17 protein-coding genes are annotated in these 20,107 nt (G+C 66.3%); 6 read left to right on the top strand and 11 right to left on the bottom strand.

The window, feature by feature from the left end; all coding sequences use genetic code 11:
* Nucleotides 1-28 precede the first annotated feature (28 nt).
* The 7 genes from ACY48E_RS01860 to ACY48E_RS01830 form a co-directional block, all read right to left on the bottom strand.
* A complete protein-coding gene (locus ACY48E_RS01860) occupies nt 29-1,744 on the bottom strand; it encodes a metallophosphoesterase family protein (protein WP_462870346.1) in 1,716 nt (571 codons plus the stop codon).
* Between the two features lie 149 nt (nt 1,745-1,893).
* Nucleotides 1,894-3,162: an ABC transporter permease gene (locus tag ACY48E_RS01855; RefSeq protein WP_462870345.1), complete on the bottom strand. Its 1,269-nt coding sequence runs from the start codon at nt 3,160-3,162 to the stop codon at nt 1,894-1,896.
* Entirely contained in the window at nt 3,159-4,367 is a 1,209-nt protein-coding gene (locus ACY48E_RS01850; protein WP_462870344.1) for an ABC transporter permease, read from the bottom strand. Before ACY48E_RS01850 ends, ACY48E_RS01855 begins: the two co-directional genes overlap by 4 nt.
* A complete protein-coding gene (locus tag ACY48E_RS01845) occupies nt 4,364-5,887 on the bottom strand; it encodes an ABC transporter ATP-binding protein (RefSeq protein ID WP_462870343.1) in 1,524 nt (507 codons plus the stop codon). Before ACY48E_RS01845 ends, ACY48E_RS01850 begins: the two co-directional genes overlap by 4 nt.
* A 34-nt stretch (nt 5,888-5,921) precedes the next feature.
* The gene (locus tag ACY48E_RS01840; protein ID WP_462870342.1) at nt 5,922-7,007 is read right to left on the bottom strand and encodes a BMP family lipoprotein; all 1,086 of its coding nucleotides are present in this window, start codon (nt 7,005-7,007) and stop codon (nt 5,922-5,924) included.
* A 217-nt stretch (nt 7,008-7,224) separates the two neighbouring features.
* Complete coding sequence (locus ACY48E_RS01835) at nt 7,225-7,425, bottom strand: cold-shock protein (RefSeq protein WP_462870340.1); 201 nt, start codon at nt 7,423-7,425, stop codon at nt 7,225-7,227.
* Between the two features lie 202 nt (nt 7,426-7,627).
* A complete protein-coding gene (locus ACY48E_RS01830; RefSeq protein WP_462870338.1) occupies nt 7,628-9,280 on the bottom strand; it encodes an alkaline phosphatase D family protein in 1,653 nt (550 codons plus the stop codon).
* Nucleotides 9,281-9,482: 202 nt separating this feature from the next.
* Here ACY48E_RS01830 and ACY48E_RS01825 point away from each other — a divergent pair, with 202 nt between their 5' ends.
* The 6 genes from ACY48E_RS01825 to ACY48E_RS01800 all read left to right on the top strand — a co-directional run bounded on the left by ACY48E_RS01825 (nt 9,483) and on the right by ACY48E_RS01800 (nt 15,842).
* On the top strand, nt 9,483-10,307 hold the full coding sequence (locus ACY48E_RS01825) for a class I SAM-dependent methyltransferase (protein ID WP_462870337.1): 825 nt from the start codon (nt 9,483-9,485) through the stop codon (nt 10,305-10,307).
* 78 nt (nt 10,308-10,385) lie between these two features.
* Nucleotides 10,386-11,303 carry an SDR family NAD(P)-dependent oxidoreductase gene (locus ACY48E_RS01820; protein WP_462870336.1) on the top strand — a complete coding sequence of 306 codons (918 nt, stop codon included), beginning with the start codon at nt 10,386-10,388 and terminating at the stop codon, nt 11,301-11,303.
* A 2-nt stretch (nt 11,304-11,305) separates the two neighbouring features.
* Nucleotides 11,306-12,226 (top strand): ferritin-like domain-containing protein, encoded by a 921-nt coding sequence (locus tag ACY48E_RS01815; protein ID WP_462870335.1) that lies wholly within the window; start codon nt 11,306-11,308, stop codon nt 12,224-12,226.
* Nucleotides 12,223-13,746: a flavin-containing monooxygenase gene (locus tag ACY48E_RS01810; protein WP_462870334.1), complete on the top strand. Its 1,524-nt coding sequence runs from the start codon at nt 12,223-12,225 to the stop codon at nt 13,744-13,746. Before ACY48E_RS01815 ends, ACY48E_RS01810 begins: the two co-directional genes overlap by 4 nt.
* A gap of 24 nt (nt 13,747-13,770) precedes the next feature.
* Nucleotides 13,771-14,547: a MerR family transcriptional regulator gene (locus tag ACY48E_RS01805; RefSeq protein WP_462870333.1), complete on the top strand. Its 777-nt coding sequence runs from the start codon at nt 13,771-13,773 to the stop codon at nt 14,545-14,547.
* Nucleotides 14,548-14,573: 26 nt separating this feature from the next.
* Nucleotides 14,574-15,842, top strand: coding sequence for an MFS transporter (locus ACY48E_RS01800; RefSeq protein ID WP_462870332.1), 1,269 nt, complete (start codon nt 14,574-14,576; stop codon nt 15,840-15,842).
* 197 nt (nt 15,843-16,039) lie between these two features.
* On the opposite strand, the gene ACY48E_RS01795 is transcribed toward ACY48E_RS01800, so the two are convergent.
* Genes ACY48E_RS01795 through ACY48E_RS01780 form a run of 4 tightly spaced genes read right to left on the bottom strand, consistent with a single transcriptional unit; the run spans nt 16,040 to nt 20,070 of the window.
* Nucleotides 16,040-17,281 carry an MFS transporter gene (locus tag ACY48E_RS01795; RefSeq protein WP_462870331.1) on the bottom strand — a complete coding sequence of 414 codons (1,242 nt, stop codon included), beginning with the start codon at nt 17,279-17,281 and terminating at the stop codon, nt 16,040-16,042.
* Nucleotides 17,282-17,284: 3 nt separating this feature from the next.
* On the bottom strand, nt 17,285-17,563 hold the full coding sequence (locus ACY48E_RS01790; protein ID WP_462870330.1) for a hypothetical protein: 279 nt from the start codon (nt 17,561-17,563) through the stop codon (nt 17,285-17,287).
* Nucleotides 17,564-17,614: 51 nt separating this feature from the next.
* Entirely contained in the window at nt 17,615-18,415 is an 801-nt protein-coding gene (locus tag ACY48E_RS01785) for a hypothetical protein (protein ID WP_462870329.1), read from the bottom strand.
* Entirely contained in the window at nt 18,412-20,070 is a 1,659-nt protein-coding gene (locus ACY48E_RS01780; RefSeq protein WP_462870499.1) for an ABC transporter family substrate-binding protein, read from the bottom strand. Before ACY48E_RS01780 ends, ACY48E_RS01785 begins: the two co-directional genes overlap by 4 nt.
* Between the last annotated feature and the right edge of the window lie 37 nt (nt 20,071-20,107).

Genomic DNA, 20,107 nt, shown 5'->3' with positions numbered 1-20,107 from the left:
GTTCTCCTGACGGTCGGGGGCCGCCCGCTCAGGAGGCGAACAGACCCGGCACGGGTACAGCTCGACGGTATGTCACCTTGTCGAATTCGCGGCCGTATTCGTCGACGGCGGCCACGTTCATCTCGCTGGGCGTCAGCCCCGGCAGACCCGGCACCACGTCGATGCGGATGAACGAGTAGTTGCGGAAACGCACGCGCGACCAGGCGACCGCCTCCGGCGACTTGGTGCCGTCCGGGGCCCACACGTAGCTGTTGGGGGTGCCGTCGTCGGGTGTGACGTTGCCGCGGTAGCTCTCGAGTTCGCCCGGCTGGAAGCCGTAGCGTGGCCGCCCACCACCGCCGACGGTGTAGTAGACGGTGCCGTCCTTCGCGCCCTCGACCACGGAGTTGTCCGGCGCCACCCGGGTGGGCTTGCCGGCGCGAATGGGATCGCTGCGCTCGAACACGTGATTGTGTGCCTGCAGGACGATGTCCACCGAGTAGCGGTCGAACAGGGCGGCCCAGGCGTCGCGAACCCCGCCGTCGGAGGCGTGGGAATCGGTGGTGGAGTACGCGCAGTGATGGAAGAAGCAGACGATGAAGTCGATGTTCGGGTCCTTGCGCAGACGCGCGAGGGTGCTCTCCACCCATCCGGTCTGGGCGCCACCGCTGTAGCCGGTGTTGGCCTTGATCTCGTAGGAGACGTCGTTGGCATCGAGGGAGAGCACGGCCACGTTGCCGTAGACCACCGAGTACACCGACGGGCACCCGCGGGGGCCGTTGGTGGGCTGATCAAGCCGAGCGGCGTGCCCGCCGTAGCCGTTCGGTGAGTACAGCGCCTCCATGTCGTGGTTGCCGGTGGCGAACATCCACGGCGCCACCGAGGCGCTCGACTCGATCGCCGCGAGGTACCCGTCCCAGACGAAGGGGTTGTACTTGTCGAAACCCTTGGTGAGCGTCCCGCCGCTGGGGACGAACTGCGCGGGCTTGCCTGCACCGGACGGGTCTGCGTAGGCGATGTCGCCGGCGAGGATGTGGAAGTCCGGACGCGACGCGGTGATCTGCCTGACGATGTTGGCCGTGTGCTTGACCGTGGGGTCGTTGTCCGGCTTGTAGTAGAGGTTGTCGTAGTCGCCGGGCTTGAGTCCGGGCGGCTGCGTGGGGGTTTCGTCGACACCCTGATCGCCCATCATCGTGAACCGGAAGGGGCCACCGCGCCCGGCCGGAAGGGCCGTGATCGCCGAGCGGATGTCACTGACGAAGCCGTCCACGGTGCGCCACCGGTAGAAGTGCGGGGTGCGTGCGGGGAGACCGTCGACGGGAACGTGCACGTAGAACTGTTCGGCGGCCAGCACCCCGCCGTCGGCCTGCGGCACCTGGCTGACGAGGTTGCGCACCTCCGCCGACGTGGTGGCACCGAGCAGCGGGGTGGGCCCGTGGTCGAGGAACACCCCGGTGGTGCCGGGATTGCGGGAGAGCTGGGCGGAGAAGCGCAGTTGCGAGCTGGGGTCGTTGCCGAACGACAGGTGCCGACCACCCACGGCGAGGGGGGCGTCGGCGGCGTAGGCGATGCGGGAGAAGGCGGCGTTGCCCACACCCACCGCGGCGGCCGCGGCGGCGGATCCGAGCAGGAAGTTCCGACGCGAGACGCCACGGCCGCGCAGGAACGAGCGGTGCCAGTCGTACTGCTCGGCGATGGTCATCTCAGCGGCGAGATTCTCGGGAACACCGGTTGCGACGGTTTCCCCGGCGGGGTTCAGAGGCATGGCATCACACTGCTGGCCGGACACATCGCCGGTCGTGCATACGGGCGAACGGCAGGTTAACAGCGGTGGTACAAACCCTCGCAACCGGGCGAACGGCGCACTATGGCCATGCCGCGTTCACGCGGTGCGCCGACGCAGCGTTCACCGGCTCAGGATCGTCGATACGGTCTGCCTGCCGCGGCGGGCCCACGCACGCGTCCCACCAGCCCGGCGACCGCGATCACGGTGACCACGTAGGGCAGCATCAGCATGAACTCGCTGGGTACCGGTGCGCCGATGATGCCGAGAACGTTCTGCAGGTTGGAGGCGAAACCGAACAGCAGTGCGGCGAGCGTGGCCCGCACCGGGTCCCACCGCCCGAAGATCACCGCGGCGAGTGCGATGTAGCCCGCACCGGCGGTCATCTCCTTGCCGAAGGCGCCCACCGATCCCAGCGTGAAGTAGGCACCGCCGAGCCCGGCGATCGCGCCGGCCAGGCACACGTTCCAGAACCGCGTGGCGGAGACGTTGATGCCGACGGTGTCGGCGGCCTGCGGATGCTCACCGACTGCGCGCAGCCGCAACCCCCACCGCGTGCGGAAGAGTCCGAACCACACCAGCCCGACGGCGGCATACATCAGGTACTCGATGATGCTCTGGCGGAACAGCACCGGGCCGACGATGGGGATCTGACTCAGCAGCGGGATCTCAATGCGGTCGAAGCGCGGCGGGGTGTTCCACCGAGGGGTGTCGGAGGTGAGCACCTTCGAGTACAGGAAACTCGTCAAGCCCACCACCAGCACGTTGAGCACCACCCCCACGATGACCTGGTCGACGAGGTAGCGGATGGAGAACACGGCGAGCAGGGCGGCCACCAGAGCCCCCGCGACGATCGCGGCGACGAGCCCGACGATGGACGACCCGGTCAGTGAGGCGGTGACGGCGCTGACGAACGCGCCGGCAAGAAGTTGGCCTTCGATCGCAATGTTGACCACACCCACCCGCTCGGACACCACACCGCCCAGTGCGCCGAAGATCAACGGTGTCGACAGCGCGACGGTGCCGATGAGCAACCCCGGCACCGGGATGGTCTCCCCCACCGCCGCCCACGTGAGGAAGCCGATCACGAACAGGACGGCGTACGCCGCGATCAACCACGTGGAGGTGCTGCGCGTGTTCCGTGCGGCCACGATCGAGTACGCCGTGATCGCCGCGAGTATCACCGTGATCACCACCGTGGTCACCGCGGCGGGCAGCCCGAGGGTGCCCAGTCGAATGGCGTCGTCGTCGGTGGACAGGGCGAAACGGCTGGTACCGGGGTCGGTGTTCAGCGCGAACACCACCAGCGAGATCAGGGTGCCCAGCCCGAGCGCAACCGGCACCTTCGCGCGACTGCGCGAGGACGGGGCCGTGCCCGGCGCGGCGGCGAGGGTGCTCACGCGGCCGCCTCCTTCTTCCCGGTGGTGGGCAGGCGGAACACCGCACGCACCAGCGGCGGGGCCGCGATGAACAGCACGATCACCGACTGCACCACCAGCACGATGTCGATGGGGACGCCCTGTGCGGCCTGCATGGCGAATCCGCCGGCCTTGAACGCCCCGAACAGCACCCCGGCGGCGAACACGCCGAGCGGACGCGAGCGACCCAGCAGTGCGACGGTGATGGCGTCGAACCCAATTCCGGCGTCGATGTCGGAGCCGAAGCCCGAGGTGACGGTGCCGAGAACCTGGGCCACCCCGGCCAACCCGACGAGGGCGCCGGAGATCAGCATGGCGTACACGTAGATGTTCTCCACGCGGATGCCGGCCACGCGGGCCGCAGCCGGGTTCTCCCCCACGGCGCGGAAACGAAACCCCAGCGCGGACCGTTCGAGCAACCACCAAACCCCGACGGTCGCGACGATCACCAGAACGAACCCCAGGTGAAGGTTGTAGCGGCTGCCGAAGAGGTTGGGCAGCACGGCGTTCGCATCGATCGCGGGTGTCTTGGGGTTGTTCGAGCCGGGAGCCTGCAGCGCGCCGGGAGTGCGCAGGAGATACGAAAGAAGGTAGAAGGCAACATAGTTGAGCATGATCGTCACGATCACCTCGTGCGCGCCGGTGCGAGCCTTGAGCAGGCCCGCCAACCCACCCCACAGGGCGCCGCCGACCACACCGGCCACCACCGCCGCCACCAGATGCACCACCACCGGGAGGTGGAAGGTGAACCCGACGTAGCCGGCGCACCCGGCGGCGATCAGCATCTGGCCGCGACCACCGATGTTGAACAACCCCACCCGGAATGCCAGTGCCACACCGAGGCCGGCTGCGATCAACGGCGTGGCGAAGGTCAGGGTCTCGGTGAGCGGGCGAATGCCGTTCGCGAAACCGGGACGTCGGAAGTTGTACACCGATCCTTGGAACAGCGCCGAGTAGGCGCCGAACACCGAGTCCCACACAGCCTTCAGCAGATCGGTGGGGCGGGAGAAGAAATAGCCGGCGGTGGTCTGCACCTGCGAATCGGTGACGGCGATCAGTACCGCGCCCACCACCAGGGCCGCGATCACCGACAGGAACGAGATCACGGCGCTGCCGCCGAGGATCTCGCGCACCACCGAGGTCGATCGGCCCTCGTCCTTCTCCGGGGCGGGTGCGGTGGCGGTCACGGCGCCTCACTTTCGTCGGTGCCGGCGCTGCCACCGGCCATGAGCAGGCCCAACCGGTCGCGGGAGGTGTCGCCGGGAACGATGTCGACGATGCGGCCCCGGTACATCACGGCGATCCGGTCGGCGAGGGCGGCCACCTCGTCGAGTTCGGTGGAGATCACCACCACCGGGGTGCCCGCGTCCCGTGTGGCGACGATGCGTTTGTGCACGAACTCGATGGACCCGACGTCGATACCGCGGGTTGGTTGCGACGCCACCAGCAACCGCAGGTCCCGCCCGAGTTCGCGGGCGAGCACCACCTTCTGCTGGTTGCCGCCCGAGAGCCGACCGACGGCGGTGTCGATACTCGGTGTGCGAACGTCGAACTCGGCCACCTTCTCGCGTGCATAGTCCGCGAGCACCTCTCGGCGCACGGCACCGTTGCGCACGAACGGCTCGCCCCCCGAGCGGTCGAGCATCAGGTTCTCGGCCACACTGAACTCGGCCACCAGCGCGTCCTGAGAGCGGTCCTCGGGCACGAAACCAACGCCCGCATCGAGCACCGCACGCACATCGAGGCCCGTGAGCGACGCACCGTCGAGGCTGATGTCGCCGTCGTAGCTCGGGTGCAGACCGAGGATCGCCTCGGCCAGCTCCGTCTGCCCGTTGCCCTGCACGCCCGCCACCGCGAGGATCTCGCCGCGGCGGACCTCGAAGCTGACGTTGTCCACCACGGCCGCGCCGGCGGCGTTGTGCACGGTCAACCCCGAGACCACCAAACCCGGATCACCCGGCTGCGCCGGTGATTTCGCCACCGTCAACTCGACGCTGCGACCGACCATCAGCGATGCGAGTTCGGCGTCGGTGGCGGTGGGCTCGGCCTCACCGACCACCCTGCCCAATCGGACCACGGTGATGCGATCGGCCACCGCCCGCACCTCACGCAGCTTGTGGGTGATGAACACGATGGCGGTGCCCGAGTCGGCGAGCTGACGCATGATCGTCATCAACTCGTCGGTCTCGGCGGGGGTGAGCACCGCGGTCGGCTCGTCGAGCACCAGGATCTCGGCGTCACGGGAGAGCGCCTTGATGATCTCCACTCGCTGTTGCACACCGACGGGCAGATCCTCGACGAGGGCATCCGGGTCGATGTCGAATCCGAACCGAGCCGAGACCTGCCGCACGAGTGCGCGTGCGGCGTCGAGGTCGAGTCGTCCACCGGCTCTGGTCTTCTCGTTGCCCAGGACGATGTTCTCGGCGACGGTGAACACCGGGATCAGCATGAAGTGCTGGTGCACCATGCCGATCCCGGCACTCATGGCCTCGCCGGGACCGGCGAAGCTCACCGGCTCACCGTCGAGAACGATCTCGCCCGCATCGGGTCGGTAGAGCCCGCTGAGCACGTTCATCAGCGTCGACTTCCCGGCACCGTTCTCACCGAGAAGGGCGTGGATCTGACCCCCGTCCACCCTCAGATCGATGGCGTCGTTGGCCACCAGAGAGCCGAAACGCTTGGTGATTGCGCGTAGTTCGAGGTTCATCGGGCTGCGAACCTCATCGAGATGCGGTCGAGCACTACTTCGGCTGCGAGGGCGAGGTGACCGTGATCGTCTTGGCGACGATGCCCTTGCTGATCGTGTCGATCTCGCTCTGCAGCGCGGGATCGACCTTGGAGGAGAAGTCGTGGAACGGGGCGATCCCGACACCGCCGTTGCCCAGCGTGCCGACATAGGGGGTGTTGTCGAACTTGCCGGCACCCGCTGCGGCCACCACCTCGCTCGTGCTCTGCTTGAGCCCCTTGGTCACCGAGGTCAGGAGCAGGTCACCCACGCTCGGGTCGGAGAGGAAGACGTCGGCATCGGCGCCGATGAGGGCAATCGGCTTCTTCGAGTCGCGGATGGCCTGCGCGGCGGACTGATAGATGGGACCGCCCACGGGGAACACCACGTCCGCGTTCTGATCGATCAGGCCCTGCGCGGTGTTCTTGGCCACCTCGTTCGCCTCGAAACCGCCGGTGAACGAACCGTTCTGCGCACCGACGTCCCAACCGATCACGCGAACGGACTTGCCCTTCTGCTGGTTGAAGTAGTTGACGCCGTCGGCGAACCCGTCCATGAAGATCGTGACGGTGGGCAGTTGCATGCCGCCGAACGTTCCCACCACCCCGGTCTTGCTGTAACTCGCGGCGGCGTAACCGGCGAGGAACGCCGACTCGGCGGTGTTGTAGGTCAGGGGCTTGACGTTGGGGGCGGTGATGGACGAGTCGTCGATGATCGCGAAGTTCACGTCCGAGTGCTGCGCCGCACCGGCCTTGGTGGCGTCGGCGAGGTTGAAGCCGACGGTCACGATCAGCTTGCAGCCCTGATCGACGAGGTTGTTGATGTTCGGCTCGTAGTCGGTGGGCGAATTGGACTGCACCGTAATCGGTTTGACGTTGAGCTTCGTCGCCGCGTCCTGCAGCCCCTCGAAGCCGAGCTGGTTGAAGGACTTGTCGTCGAACCCGCCGGTATCGGAGATCATGCAGGGCAGAAAACCCGACGAACTCGAACCCGACGAGCTGGGGTTGTCCGGAGCCGAGCCGCACGCGACCACGAGGTTGGCGGCCCCGACCACCGCGACACCGGTGGTCAGGAAGGAGCGAGAGGATGTGCGGACATTCATGAGGGAGGAACCACCTTCACCGGTCGACATGATTGCCGATGACGGTACCCCGGCGGGCGGGTTCGTGAACGCTGAGCGAGCGAAATTGCTCGACCCACCAACTACACGACCCACCCACTGCACGACCCACCCACCACACGACCCACCAACGACTCGTGGGCCGCCTGCCGGAGCAGACGACCCACGAGTGGTGATCCGGTGAAACCGGATCGGGCGATCAGACGGCGCGAACTCCGCTGGCCTGCGGGCCCTTGGCGCCCGCGGTGACCTCGAACTCGACGCGCTGGTTCTCTTCGAGGCTCTTGAAGCCGGTGCCCTGGATCTCGGAGTAGTGAACGAACACGTCGGGTCCGCCCTCCTGCGCGATGAATCCGAAGCCCTTCTCGGCGTTGAACCACTTGACGGTTCCCTGAGTCATGATCAATCTCCCTACCGCTGAGGTGCACGGGGTCCACACCGTGTGGAATCCCGGGTCGGTACTGAACGCGACCACTTTCGAGTTACCTCGAGGCAGGAAGCGCGCTCGCAACTACAAGTTCCCAGCGAGCGTGCATGAAACACGAACACACAAAAACTACGACCTAGTCAGCGCTGACGAGCGTACCCGACTCGCGGGGCTTCTACGGCAACGGGCCCGCCGGTGTCACCCGCTGGGATCGGTCCGCGACGCGGTAGCTCGCGGCGAGGTAGACCCCCGACCGCGGGTCCTCCTTGGCGTCGAGGAACCAGTAGTCCATCTGGGCGCCGGTGCGCGAGACGTCGAACACCCCGAAACCGTGCGAGTCGAGCTCGACGTACTTCACGTGGTGGTTCAAGGTGGTGAACGCCGCCTCGGCGACCCTGCCGACGGTGTGCTCCGGAGTCCGGGTCAGGTCGTCGACGTTGGCCGAGCTGACACTGGTGACCACCAGTTCCGTCGCCACGGTGCCTGCGCCGGGGTAGTTCGCGGCGTCCACCGGCAGGTCACAGGCCCACGACGAGTGGATGTCGCCGGTGATGAAGACGGTGTTGTCGATCTTGTTCTGCCGCACGGTATCCAGCAGACGAGCCCGGTCGGCGCGGTAGCCGTCCCACGCGTCGGTGTTGTACGTCAGCCCGTCCTCGGGGACACCCAGCAGACCGGTCAGCGCCCGGGTCGTGGCCGGTTCGAGCGGCGGGATCAGCGTGGGGGTGATCATCACCGGGTTGCCGACAATCTTCCACTGCGTGGGCGAGGTGACGATACCGCCGGTGAGCCAGTCCATCTGATCGCGTCCGGTGATGGTGCGCGACGGCGAGTCGATGGCGCGGCCGTCGAGCGCGGAGGCCTGTTTGGTGCGGTAGGTGCGCAGATCGAGCATCGACAGTTCCATCAGCGTGCCGAAGCGGAAGCGGCGGTAGAGGTGTCGGTTGTCGGGAGTTCCCGCCGCCCGCACCGGCATCCACTCGTAGTAGGCCTGCACCGAGTTGGCCTTGCGGACACTCCACGGGCCTTCGGTGGCGGGCTGGTGGTTCTCGGCACCGCCGTCGTAGGCGTCGTTGGCGGATTCGTGGTCGTCCCACGTGCAGATCCACGGCACCGCCTGGTGCGCCGCCTGCAGGTCCGGATCACTCTTGTACTGCGCGTGCCGGCGCCGGTAGTCCGAGAGCGAGACGATCTCGGTGACCGGATCATGCACGCGCACAACACCGTTCTTGCCGGCGAACCCGCCGGTTCGGTACTCGTAGATGTAGTCGCCGAGGTGGACGATGGCGAAGAGGTCCTTGCGGTAGGACAGATGCCGGTACGCGCCGAAGTAGCCGGACTCCCAGTTCGAGCACGACACCACTCCGAACCGGATAGCGTCGATGTTCGCGTCGGCGGCCGGTGCCGTGTGCGTGCTGCCCACCGGTGACCTCGACCCCTTCGCTGCGAAGCCGTAGAAGTAGGACGTGCCGGCCTCGAGGCCGGTGACGTCGACCTTGACCGTGAAGTCGGACGCGGCCCGTGCGGTGACCGTGCCCGATTGCACGACGTCGCGCAGCGCGGAGTCGGTGGCGAGTGTCCAGGTGACAGCGGTGTCCGGCCCCACGCCCGAGCCGGGGGTGGCCTCCGGGGTCGGGGTCACGCGCGTCCAGAGGATCAGCGAGTCCGGTGCCGGATCGCCCGAGGCCACACCGTGGGAGAACACTGCGGGGTCCGCATCGGCGGACGCGGTGCCGGGCAGGGCCGCGGACACCAGTGTGGTGGTGGCGAGAGTGCCTGCGGCGGCGAGGGAGGAGGTGCGGAGGAAGTCACGGCGATCGATGCTCACACCGGTCAGTGCAGTGCACCGCGGCTCGAAGGTCAAGACACCGCCCGGTGCGTCCGGTACGTCCGAATCCGCTCCTGGCGTTCGCAGACCTCCGGTTTGTTTCGTCCGGCACAAGCGGACCCGACGATGCACACTGGAAGGAGAGGACAGTTTTTTTCGTAGACGAACGCCCGGCGCGGGCGGACACCACGGGGGGTGTTCGATGATCGACGCACACGACCACAACCAGGCCATCTTCGACGACGAGCGGGTGGCCACGAGTTACGAGCGCCTGAGGGCGAATGCGACGTCCTTCCTGGACGGCGGCGAACAGGCGGCGCTCGTCGCCGTGGCATCGCATTGCCGGGGCACCGCGATTCTCGACGTCGGTGTCGGCGCGGGCCGAACCACAGCACTGCTCCGCCTGATCAGCGATCGCTACAAGGCGGTGGACTACTCCCCGCGCATGGTCGAGGCGTTCCGCCACAACTACCCGACCATCGAGTGCACGGTCGGTGATGCTCGGGACCTCGCCGGCGAACCGGACGATCAATACGGGCTGGTCCTGTTCAGCAACAACGCGCTCGACGGCCTGGACCGCGACGACCGCTCGAGGGCGCTGCGAGAGTTCCGGCGCGTCGCCACCAGCGACGGGTTCATCGTGTTCTCGACGCTGAACAAGAACGGCCCGTCGTTCGGCGAGAGCCCATTCCAGCTGCATCGGCCGCATCGAGCCTTCTCCTGGCGGGAGTTGGCCATTCGCCTGGCTCGGTCGATCCTCGACCCGTACGGGGTGGTGAAGGCGGTGCGCAACTACCGCGTTCACCGGCACCTGGTGGTCGATCACGGATCGTGGGCGATCGGCCCCCTGGCAGCGCACTACTACGCGCCGATCTGCTACTTCACCTCGATTCCCGATCTGGTGGAGACGGTGGAGCGGGCCGAGTTGTCGGTGGAGCTGATCTTCGACGACACCGGCGCGGAGGTGGACCGCCACTCGGACACCTCGGTGGCGGACTACTTCACGGTGGTCGCCCGACCCGCCTGAGGCCGCCGTACAGCCCCATCCGTAACACCCGCAACTAGACCATTGACAAATGGCACGGTGGCGGGTGACGCTGTGGTCATGACCACACAGTCCGGCCTCCGCCTCCCCGGGATCCTGTCCCGCCGCGGCTCCAAGGCCTCCCACAACACCAGAGCCATCGTCACCGGCGCGGGCAGCGGAATCGGGCGCGCGTTCGCCCTCGCCCTCGCCGCGCGCGGTGGTGAGGTGATCTGCGCGGACATCTCGGGCGAACGCGCCCAGGAGACCGCCGACCTGATCAGCCGTATCGGCGCCACCGCGCACCCCTACTTCTGCGACGTCTCGGTCCGCGACGACCTGCTCGCCCTCGCCGACTTCGCCCACACAACCTTCGGCGGCGCCCCGACCCTGGTGATCAACAACGCCGGGGTGGGCATCGGCGGACAGGACGTCGGGTCGATCGGCTTCGAGGACTGGGACTGGGCACTCGGGATCAACCTCATGGGTGTGGTCAACGGCTGCGAGATCTTCACACCCGCCCTGCGGGCAGCGCGGTCGGGCGGGATCATCAACGTCGCGTCCGCGGCCGGGTTCGCCGCCGCACCGCGCATGGGCGCCTACAACGTGGGCAAGGCCGCGGTGGTGGCGCTGTCGGAGACGATGTACGCCGAACTGCGCGGCACCGGCGTGCGGGTGACCGTGCTCTGCCCGACGTTCGTCGACACCAACGTGGTGCGCGACGGGCGGATCAGCGGCGGCGCCGACAAGGTGGCCAGCGCTCTGATGGCCGGAACTGCATTGAACGCCAACCGAATTGCCGAGATCACCCTCGATGCCTACGACCGCGGCAAGCTCTACGTCGTCCCGCAACTCGACGCGAAGGCAGTGTGGCTGGCCAAGCGCCTGACCCCGGTGACCTACGCGCGCACCATCGGCTTCCTGGCCCGATTCCTCCCCCGCGACCGTGATGCCGCGACAAAGGCCGAGACCACCACCACCTCAGCGAACGGAGCATGACCATGGCATTCGACTTCGAGGCGATGCTGCAGAAGATCAAGGACAAGCAGTGGTCCCTGGCCGATATCGACTGGGACGCACCGGGTGCCGAAACCATGACCCCGGAGATCAAGGCGCGCCTGAAGCCGTTCCTGTCGGACCTGATGTGGATCGAGAACGTCGGCGCCCGCGGGTTCGCCGCCATGGCCACCAAGGCACCCACGCCGACCCTGCGGGAGATCTACCGCTACTTCCACGCCGAGGAACAGAAGCACGCCAACGCCGAGCTTGCCCTGATGCGCCGCTGGGACATGCTCGACGGCGACGAGATCCCCGAGCCCAACATCAACGTCAAGCTGGTGATCGACTGGCTCGACCGGCACTCCGACGCCACCCCGCTGACGGTGCTCGGCACCGTGATCCCCATGCTCGAGGTGGCCCTGGACGGAGCGCTGGTGAAGTTCATCGTCGACGAGATCGAGGACCCGGTGTGCCAGGAGGTGTTCCGCAACATCAACTCCGACGAGTCCCGCCATCTGGCCGTGGACTTCCAGGTGCTCGACCTGCTCGGCCACGCGCGCATGCGTCGTATCCTCATCGACACCGCCGGTGCGTGGATGACGCCGTCGCTGATCATCGGGACCCTGCGCTACCTGCCGCTGCTGAACAAGATGCGTGACAACGTCGTGTCCATGGGCATCGACGAGCAGAAGCTCTACACGGCCATGGGACGCTTCCGCAACGTGGGCGAGCGCAGCAGCCACACCCGCCGGCTGCCGATGTACCGCCTCATCAGCTGGCACGCGGGCGTGGTGGTCGATCGGACCCGGCGCTACCACTACCTGGCCGATGCCCTGGTCCGGATCACCGCTCACTACCCGTCGCGGCTGCTGCGCTCGGAGCCGAGCTGGTCCAAGGAACTGACCTACGAGCCCGTCGCATGAGCACACACGACGTGCTCGACGTGGCGGTGATCGGCGCCGGATTCGCCGGCATCGGCACCGCAATTCGTCTGCGGCAGAGTGGAATCGAGAACTTCGCCGTGTTCGAGCGGGCCGCCGAGGTGGGTGGCACGTGGCGAGACAACACCTATCCCGGCGCCGCGTGCGACATCCCGTCGCGGCTGTACTCCTACAGCTTCGCCCCCAACCCCGACTGGTCGCAGACCTACTCGGGCAGCCGAGAGATCCTCGGCTACATCCGAAAGATGGTCGACGACTTCGGTATCGGTGTACACCTGCGCTTCGACCACACGGTCGAGGGCCTGGTGTGGGACGAGTCAGCCGATCTGTGGGAGGTTTCCTTCGCGGGACGGCCGAGCGTGTACGCGCGCGCCGTGGTGCTCGCGTCCGGGCCGCTGGCCAATGCGAGCCTTCCGAAGATCACCGGCATCGACACCTACGAGGGCATCAAGATCCACAGCGCCCGGTGGGATCACGACTACGACTTCCGGGGCAAGAAGGTGGCGGTCATCGGTACCGGGGCCAGCGCCGTGCAAATTGTGCCGGAACTGGTGAAGGTGGCCGAGTCGGTCAAGGTCTACCAGCGCACCGCCGGGTGGGTGTTGCCGCGCACCAATTTCCGCACACGCGGCATCACGAGAGCCGTCTACCGCACGGTCCCCGGCGCGCAGGCGCTGGCTCGTCGTGCGTGGTTCTGGGGGCACGAGTCGGTGGCGCTCGGCGTGGTGTGGGAGTCACCGCTCACCCGCGTTGTCGAGGCGGTCGGCAAGGCCCACCTGCGCCGTCAGGTCAAGGACCCGTGGCTGCGCCGGCAACTGACCCCCGACTTCCGCGCCGGGTGCAAGAGGTTGCTGATGACCAGCCAGTACTACCCGGCTCTGCAAAGGGACAACTGCACACTGGTCACCTGGCCCATCGCCCGGTTGTCGCCGAAGGGCGTGCGGACGGTCGAGGGGATCGAGCACCAGGCCGACGTGATCGTGTTCGCCACGGGCTTCGACGTCTCCAAAACCGGGACCCCGATACCGATCCAGGGTCTCGGCGGACGACGGTTGGCCGACGAGTGGAGTACGGGCGCGGCGGCGTACCGGTCCGTCGCGGTGTCGGGATACCCCAACCTGTTCTTCACGTTCGGCCCGAACTCCGGGCCCGGACACAGCTCGGCGCTGGTGTACATGGAGGCACAGATCGACTATCTGGTCGACGCCATCGGCACCGCCCTGAGCCGCGATGCGGTGCTGGACGTCAAGGCCGACGTGCAGCAGACCTACAACGCCGACATCCAGCGGCGGCTGGCGCGCACCACCTGGAACTCCGGCTGCTCGAGCTGGTACCTCACCGACGACGGGTTCAACGCCACGATGTTCCCGGGCTTCGCCACGCAGTACGTGCGTCAACTCGATCGCGTTCGCCTCGAGGATTTCGTGGTGACGGCGCGCGCCGCGGGTCGACACGAGTCCGAGATGCTCACCGCGCCACCGCGCACTGGCACTAACGTGTAGGGGGACGGCGGCTGGGATCACGGGATGACGGGAAAATCGACCATGACGGTGGAGTACCGCATCGACGATCTCGCGCGCGCCGCGGGCACCACCACGCGCAACGTTCGGGCCTACCAGGAGCGCGGTCTGCTCCCCCCGCCGGAGAAGCGTGGTCGGGTGGGCATCTACCACTCGTCGCATCTCGAGCGGTTGCGGCTGATCGACCTGCTGCTCCAGCGCGGGTTCACCACCACGCACATCTCCGATTTCATTCACGGTTGGGAGAACGGCAAGGACCTCGCCGAGGTGCTCGGTCTCCAGCATGCCGTCTCCCGCCAGTGGTCCGACCCAGACGACGAGGTGAGTGTGCCGGTGGCCCTCGCCGCGGAGATGATCGGCGGGGGTCCGAACGCGCTCGACCGACTGGTGCGCATGGGCCTGGCCCGCATCGACGGCGACACCTGCGTGTTCACCGACCGGCAGCTGCTCGAAGGGTTCGCCGAGGTGGTCGAGTACGGGTACTCGCTCGACGCCCTGCTCGACGTGCAGGAGCGAATCCACGCCACCGTGGACACCCTGGCCCGCGACATGATCGTCGCCGTCAAACGCCAGATCGAGGCCGATCACGGCGAGGGCTGGTTGCCCGACGGCGACGAGGTGGCCCGCACCACCGACATGCTCAACCACCTGCGCGAACTCGCGGCCCGCTCGGTGCACACCATGCTCGACCGCGCGCTCGACGACAACCTGGTACGAGAATTGGGCGACTACCTCACTACCGCCATCGGGCACTCCGGGCCCGGCAGCGCCAGCGCCAGTTGACAGGGACCAGCGGATAGGGACCAATCGTGCACATCACCCCGCCCGGTCCGCACACCCAGTTTCGCCGCATCCTGGGCGCACGGCTGATCGACACCGCCGGGACCGCAATACTTCTCGTGCCCAGCCTCCTGCTGGCCACCACGCTGTGGGGCAGCAGTTCCGGCGGCGGACTCATGGCCTCGGCCAGTTCGGGAGCGGCGGTGGTTGTCGGTCTCTGGGGTGGGGTGATCGGCGATCGCTTCCCACGCCGCACGGTGATGACGGCATCCATGGGAGTGCTCGCGCTGTGCTCCATCGCGGTGGCGATCATCGCTCATTCCGCCGACGGCCGCGATCGTCAGGCCTTCGCGATCCTCATCGCCATCGTGCTGGTGGAGGGCGCGGCCACCGCAGCGTTCCTCCCGGCGTTCCGAGCAGCGTGGCGCTCGATCTCCGAGCCGGATCAGATCCCGTCGCGCCTGTCGACGATCCAGAGCGCAACCGGGCTCATCAATCTGGCGGGTCCGGTGGTGGGCGGCGTTCTCTACCAGGTCGATCGCGCGCTGCCGTTCCTCGTCGATGCCGTCAGTTTCCTCGCCGCGATGCTCATCATGGCCACCATCGGGCGCCTGCCCCGCACCCGTACGGCCGACTCCACCGGATTGCTCGACGACCTCCGCAGCGGGTGGCAGTACGTCCGATCACGACGCACCCTGATGACGCTCTACCTGCTGGGCCCACTGTTCGCGATCGGTACCAGTGGCGTCACCTTCGTGCTGCTTCTGGAGGTCGCGCGGCAGGACCGCAGTCCCCTGGCCATCGGCCTGATCCAAACCGCCTCGGTTGCGGGCCTGATCATCGGCGCACTCGCGGCACCCACACTGCTCCAACGCATCCCCATCGGGCGCCTCGGCGGGGCCACCGCGCTGCTCGTCGTGCCCGCTGTGGTGGCATTGGCGTTCACCATCGACGCACCGTACTTGGCCTATGTCGTTGTGCCGGTGACAGTTCTCGCGCCGATCATCGTCATCGCCTACGACACCTTCGAAACACGTTCGGTGCCCGACGAATACCAGGCCCGCGTAGGCAGCGTCGGCATCTTTCTCCAGCAGGCCTTCGAGCCCATCACACCTCTGCTGGCTGCAGCGGTGATCAGCGTCGCCAGCGGCACGGTGAGTGTGCTGGTGTTCGGGGCCTTCCTCGCGGCTGCCGCGGTGGCCGTCAACAGCTCATCGACGTTGCGCAACATCCCGCTCGCCTCGTCCATAACCGCACAACCGCCGAACGAGCGCCGGACACGCCCGGCCGACAAGTAGGTTCTACGGGACTGCTCCCGGTTTGGTTGACATCTGATCTGTGAGGCTCGTTCCTCACGGCGGAAGGAGGTTCCCCATGCCGAAGGCATTCCCCGAGGAGCTGACAGACATCACCGGGCACCGTACCGCTTGGATTCCAGCCGACGACGGCAAGCTCTGTACCTATCCCATAGGTTCGCCACGCGCCGGGTCCGGACCTATCCGGCTGATGACCATTCATCGGGTCGGCCGATGTTCCGAAAGGCGGGTGCCAGCACAAGCGGTGCGATACTCAACAATAGGAAGACCGAGCCGAGAAGCGCAGCCAAGGGAGCACCTATCGTATGAAGCGCAAGACCTCCGAGAGGTGGCGCGGCCGGTGCCAGGCCAACCGAGAGCACCCTTCCCGCAGCGTTCACCCGAGCTTGCATGTCGATCGGTGTTGCAGCTGCGACGTATGCCGATATTCCGGCATTATTCGCTGGTAGGAGAACAATGCCAACTGCTAGTAGCAATATCACGATAACGACATTCGTGGTTGTCCCGAGTGGGCCGGTTATTATGCTGAATGCAACGCCCGTCGCTATAGCCAGATAGCCAGTTCTCAATCGTGGCAGAATGCGGCTCGCAACGAAGGCTCCCAACAGACCCCCTAACGCGACGAAGGTGTCAACCAATCCAATCGCTAGCGGACTGACGCCCGCTTGCACCAGGTTGAGCGTGACGACTGTGACGACGTACGCCATTGCAAAGTTGAACAGTGCGCCCCACACTGTTGCTGCTCGCACAGCCTCTGATCGCCAGATGTACTGGAAACCTTCGCGCGCATCGTGAAGGTAGCTTCCGTTGCTGCTGTTTCCCGAACCAAGTTCAGGGAGCATTCGTCTGACAATCACAGCGTAGATGACGTAAGTTACAGAGTCCACCACAAAGGGAATGATTCGTCCAAGGGAGTACAGTAAGCCGCCTAGCGGAGGTCCGACCAAGTTCACAAAATGTTCGCGGATTTCCAGCCGAGTGTACGCAAACGATATCTGCTTGGCTGGGACCACTTGTCGAACCGCCGACGACACCGCTGGACTCAGGAAAGATTCCGATATTCCAACTACAAGGCCCACGGCGATAAGCTGTTCAATAAGTACGTTACTCAACACTGCAGAGACTGCCACATTCGAGAGGGCCACAGAAGCAGCGACGTTCGCCCATACGATGGTGGTTCGCTTCGACCATCGATCCACCAGCGGCCCAGACACGAGCCCGCCAATGAACTGGCCCAGCAAGACTCCTGACGCGGCAAGTCCCGCGAGAAATGTCGACCCAGTTAATGCGTACCCGTACAGGGGGAACACGAGTGTGCTCATGGCCGATCCCACGCCCGACACAGCGCTCCCGACCCAGAGGACTGTGAATTCCCGATTTTGCTGCAGCGGAAGGTCGGAGTCACCGTTGCTTGCGTGCATCTCTCAGTCCTCCGTATGAATCAGGTTGCAGTTACGCGTGGTCGTCCGAAGACGCCATCTGTCCGCGAGCACACCGCCCGCCGGACCGAAGGTCAGGACCGGCAACACGGCGCACATCGTGATCCCGGTGACGGCCAGCGGCCCCCAGCTCTGCCCGTCCGCTACGCGGGTCGCGATCCACAGGACGACCGTCACGTCGAAAACGACGTCCCCGGCTACGGATATCGCCGATCCGGCCCAGAGACGACGCCAATTGGGAATTCGCCAGACGGAGTCGGTCATCTACCGGAAATTACAAGAGCTAACCACCTTTGGCGCGGCAGTCAAGTAAAATCAACTCGGGTCGCTTCCCCGAATGGCGTTGAGCCACACTCCCACCGCGGCGGCGACGGCGAATGCCCCGGCGAACGCCACCACGGAACCGCCCGCCACGTAGACCCACAGCAGCGCGACCACCGGGGCGGGAACGGCGTACACCCCGTCCAGAACCAGCCGGCGCCGCAGGGCGGAGGCGGTGGTGGCGCGCTCGAGCGCATCCGGACCGGGGCGAGAGGTGTTGTCGTGCAACGTTCCCTCCGGCTCGGCCGCTCGCACCGCACCCGACCGGTAGAAGCGATGACCGTCGACGGTGATGCTGGGCGAGAGCGGTGTGCCGCCGATGATCGCCGGGACCGGCGACGGCATCGAGATCAGTGATGGATCGAAGAACACCGGCACCCACCGCCCCACGGTGCGGCCCTCGATCTCGATCCAGCTTCTGCTGGACAGGCCACGTTGGACGCGCACCCGCCGCACCTCGACGGTACGACCGGTGACATCACGCGGGCTCAGCGCCCGCACCACGACGAACACGGTGGTCACCACGACACCCACGGCCACCAGAACGAGGACGGCGAGCTGATCGGCGGCCACCGCAGCTCGCCCGAACGCCGGATCCGGTTGCGGCGCTGCGGGATCAGCGCCCCGAGCCAGTGCGTCGTCCCCGGCGCCGATCGCCAGGATGCAGAACACCGACAGCACCCCGACGATCAGGAGAACAGTACTGCCCGCGGCCAGGGGGTACCGCAGGGCCGCGGGCAGTGCTGCAACGCCGGGTGAGCGGGAGTTCTCCCCCGCTCCCCGGCCGGGTGTCACTTGGTGAAGCCCACGATCGTCCAGTCGGTGCTGGCGAGGCCGAAGGCGCCGTAGTTGGCCAGCTTCGGGTTCTGCGCGACGTTGCCAGGAGACTGCTGGAGCGGAACGTTGAACCCGATCTCCCAGAGCTTCTTGTCGATCTCGTTGGCTTCGTCCCGTGCCTTCTGCGGATCGAGCTCGCCGTTGACCTTTTCGATCATGGCATTGATCTCGGGCGAGCCGATGCGGCCGTAGTTGCCCTGGGTGTTGTCGTCGGTCAGCGAGTAGATCTGGTTCAACGCGGACAGCGGCGCCGCGCCGCCCTGCCACGAGAACTGCGCAATATCGAAGTTGCCCGGGATGACGAAGTTGGAGAAGTACCCGGTGGCCGGTTGGGCGTCGATGGTGAGCTTCACGCCGATCTGAGCAAGGTTCTGCTGTGCAATCTGCGCAATCTTGAGCGTCGAGGCCGAGTCGAAGACCACGTCACGAACCTCGAGCGGCTTGCCGTCCTTCATGCGGACATCGCCATTCATCACCCACCCGAGCGCGTCGAGCTCCTTCTTCGCTTCCTCGGGGTCGTACTTGCCGTAGTCACCAGCATTGTCCTGGTTGCCGATCTGGCCCTGGAGATAGACACGGTTGTTCGTCGGCTTGGGATCGGTGGCCAGGCCGTTCAGAGCGGCGGTGACGATGCCCTGACGGTCGATTCCCTTGGTGATCGCCACCCGAAGCTTCGGATCGGCCAGAATCGAACCCGGTGCTCCGTTGTAGGTGAGGTGGTACCAGCGAGGCAACGGAGCCGCGCGCACCACGACGTTCTGAGCACCCCTCGCGGTAGTCAACTCATCGAGGTCCTGCAACTCGGTGAAGTCGATTTCGTTGTTCTGCAGACCCGCAAGCTGGGCCTTCTCGTCCAGGGCGGAGTACACGATCGAGTCGAGCACCGGCTTGGCGCCCCACCACTTGTCGTTGCGATTCAAGGTGATGCGGTTCTGCGCCTTGTCGTACTTGGTGATGATGAACGGGCCACCTGATACCGGCGAGCCGTCGATCAATGACTTGTTGAACGAATCCGGTGTTGCCGTGACCTCTTTCGGGTAGAGCGGCGAGAAGAGTGTCTGCCACTCTGCGAACTTCCGGTCGAACGTCACCACGGCCTGACGGTCGTCGGTGCCACGCGTGACGTCCTTGATTCGCTCGTAGCCCGAGGACGAGGCAACCTCGAAGTCCTTGTTCTTGCCGTTCAGCGCGTTGAACTCGGAGGCAAGATCCTCCCAGGTGATCGGGGCGCCGGTCGACCACACCGCCTTCGGGTTGATCGTGAAGGTGACCACCTGCGGGTCGGTGCTCGTGAGCTCGATACTGGTGTAGAAGTCCGTGTTGGTGGTCAGGACACCCGAAGCATCCGCCTTCGCACTGCTGGGGAGCGTGGCATCGAGAACCGTGTTGGTGTCCACATCGTTACCGTCATTGGTGAGGGTGTTGAAGTTCGACGGGTACCCGTTGATCGGTAGCCGCAACGTGCCACCCTGCTGCAGGTTCGAGACGTCCTGCGGGTTGATGTCGCTGGTGGTTCCGATCGTTCCCGCTCCACCGGCAGGTGCAGCGGTGTTCGACCCCCCACATCCTGCGACGACGAGCCCGACCACGGCGATGGGGGCCGCGACCCGCATCCAGAGGGGCAGGCGCGAAGACCCTGCCCGATCGTGT

This window comes from Rhodococcus sp. AZ1, assembly GCF_054979605.1.
This window is presented reverse-complemented; position numbering and strand designations above follow the sequence as displayed.

Bases quoted from the DNA above. Each gene is read 5' to 3' on its own strand.
- ACY48E_RS01860 (WP_462870346.1), bottom strand. From the start codon at position 1,744: ATGCCTCTGAACCCCGCCGGGGAAACCGTCGCAACCGGTGTTCCCGAG.
- ACY48E_RS01825 (WP_462870337.1), top strand. From the start codon at position 9,483: ATGATCGACGCACACGACCACAACCAGGCCATCTTCGACGACGAGCGG.
- ACY48E_RS01790 (WP_462870330.1), bottom strand. From the start codon at position 17,563: ATGACCGACTCCGTCTGGCGAATTCCCAATTGGCGTCGTCTCTGGGCC.
- ACY48E_RS01820 (WP_462870336.1), top strand. From the start codon at position 10,386: ATGACCACACAGTCCGGCCTCCGCCTCCCCGGGATCCTGTCCCGCCGC.
- ACY48E_RS01795 (WP_462870331.1), bottom strand. From the start codon at position 17,281: ATGCACGCAAGCAACGGTGACTCCGACCTTCCGCTGCAGCAAAATCGG.
- ACY48E_RS01845 (WP_462870343.1), bottom strand. From the start codon at position 5,887: ATGAACCTCGAACTACGCGCAATCACCAAGCGTTTCGGCTCTCTGGTG.
- ACY48E_RS01780 (WP_462870499.1), bottom strand. From the start codon at position 20,070: ATGCGGGTCGCGGCCCCCATCGCCGTGGTCGGGCTCGTCGTCGCAGGA.
- ACY48E_RS01805 (WP_462870333.1), top strand. From the start codon at position 13,771: ATGACGGGAAAATCGACCATGACGGTGGAGTACCGCATCGACGATCTC.
- ACY48E_RS01840 (WP_462870342.1), bottom strand. From the start codon at position 7,007: ATGAATGTCCGCACATCCTCTCGCTCCTTCCTGACCACCGGTGTCGCG.
- ACY48E_RS01835 (WP_462870340.1), bottom strand. From the start codon at position 7,425: ATGACTCAGGGAACCGTCAAGTGGTTCAACGCCGAGAAGGGCTTCGGA.
- ACY48E_RS01815 (WP_462870335.1), top strand. From the start codon at position 11,306: ATGGCATTCGACTTCGAGGCGATGCTGCAGAAGATCAAGGACAAGCAG.
- ACY48E_RS01810 (WP_462870334.1), top strand. From the start codon at position 12,223: ATGAGCACACACGACGTGCTCGACGTGGCGGTGATCGGCGCCGGATTC.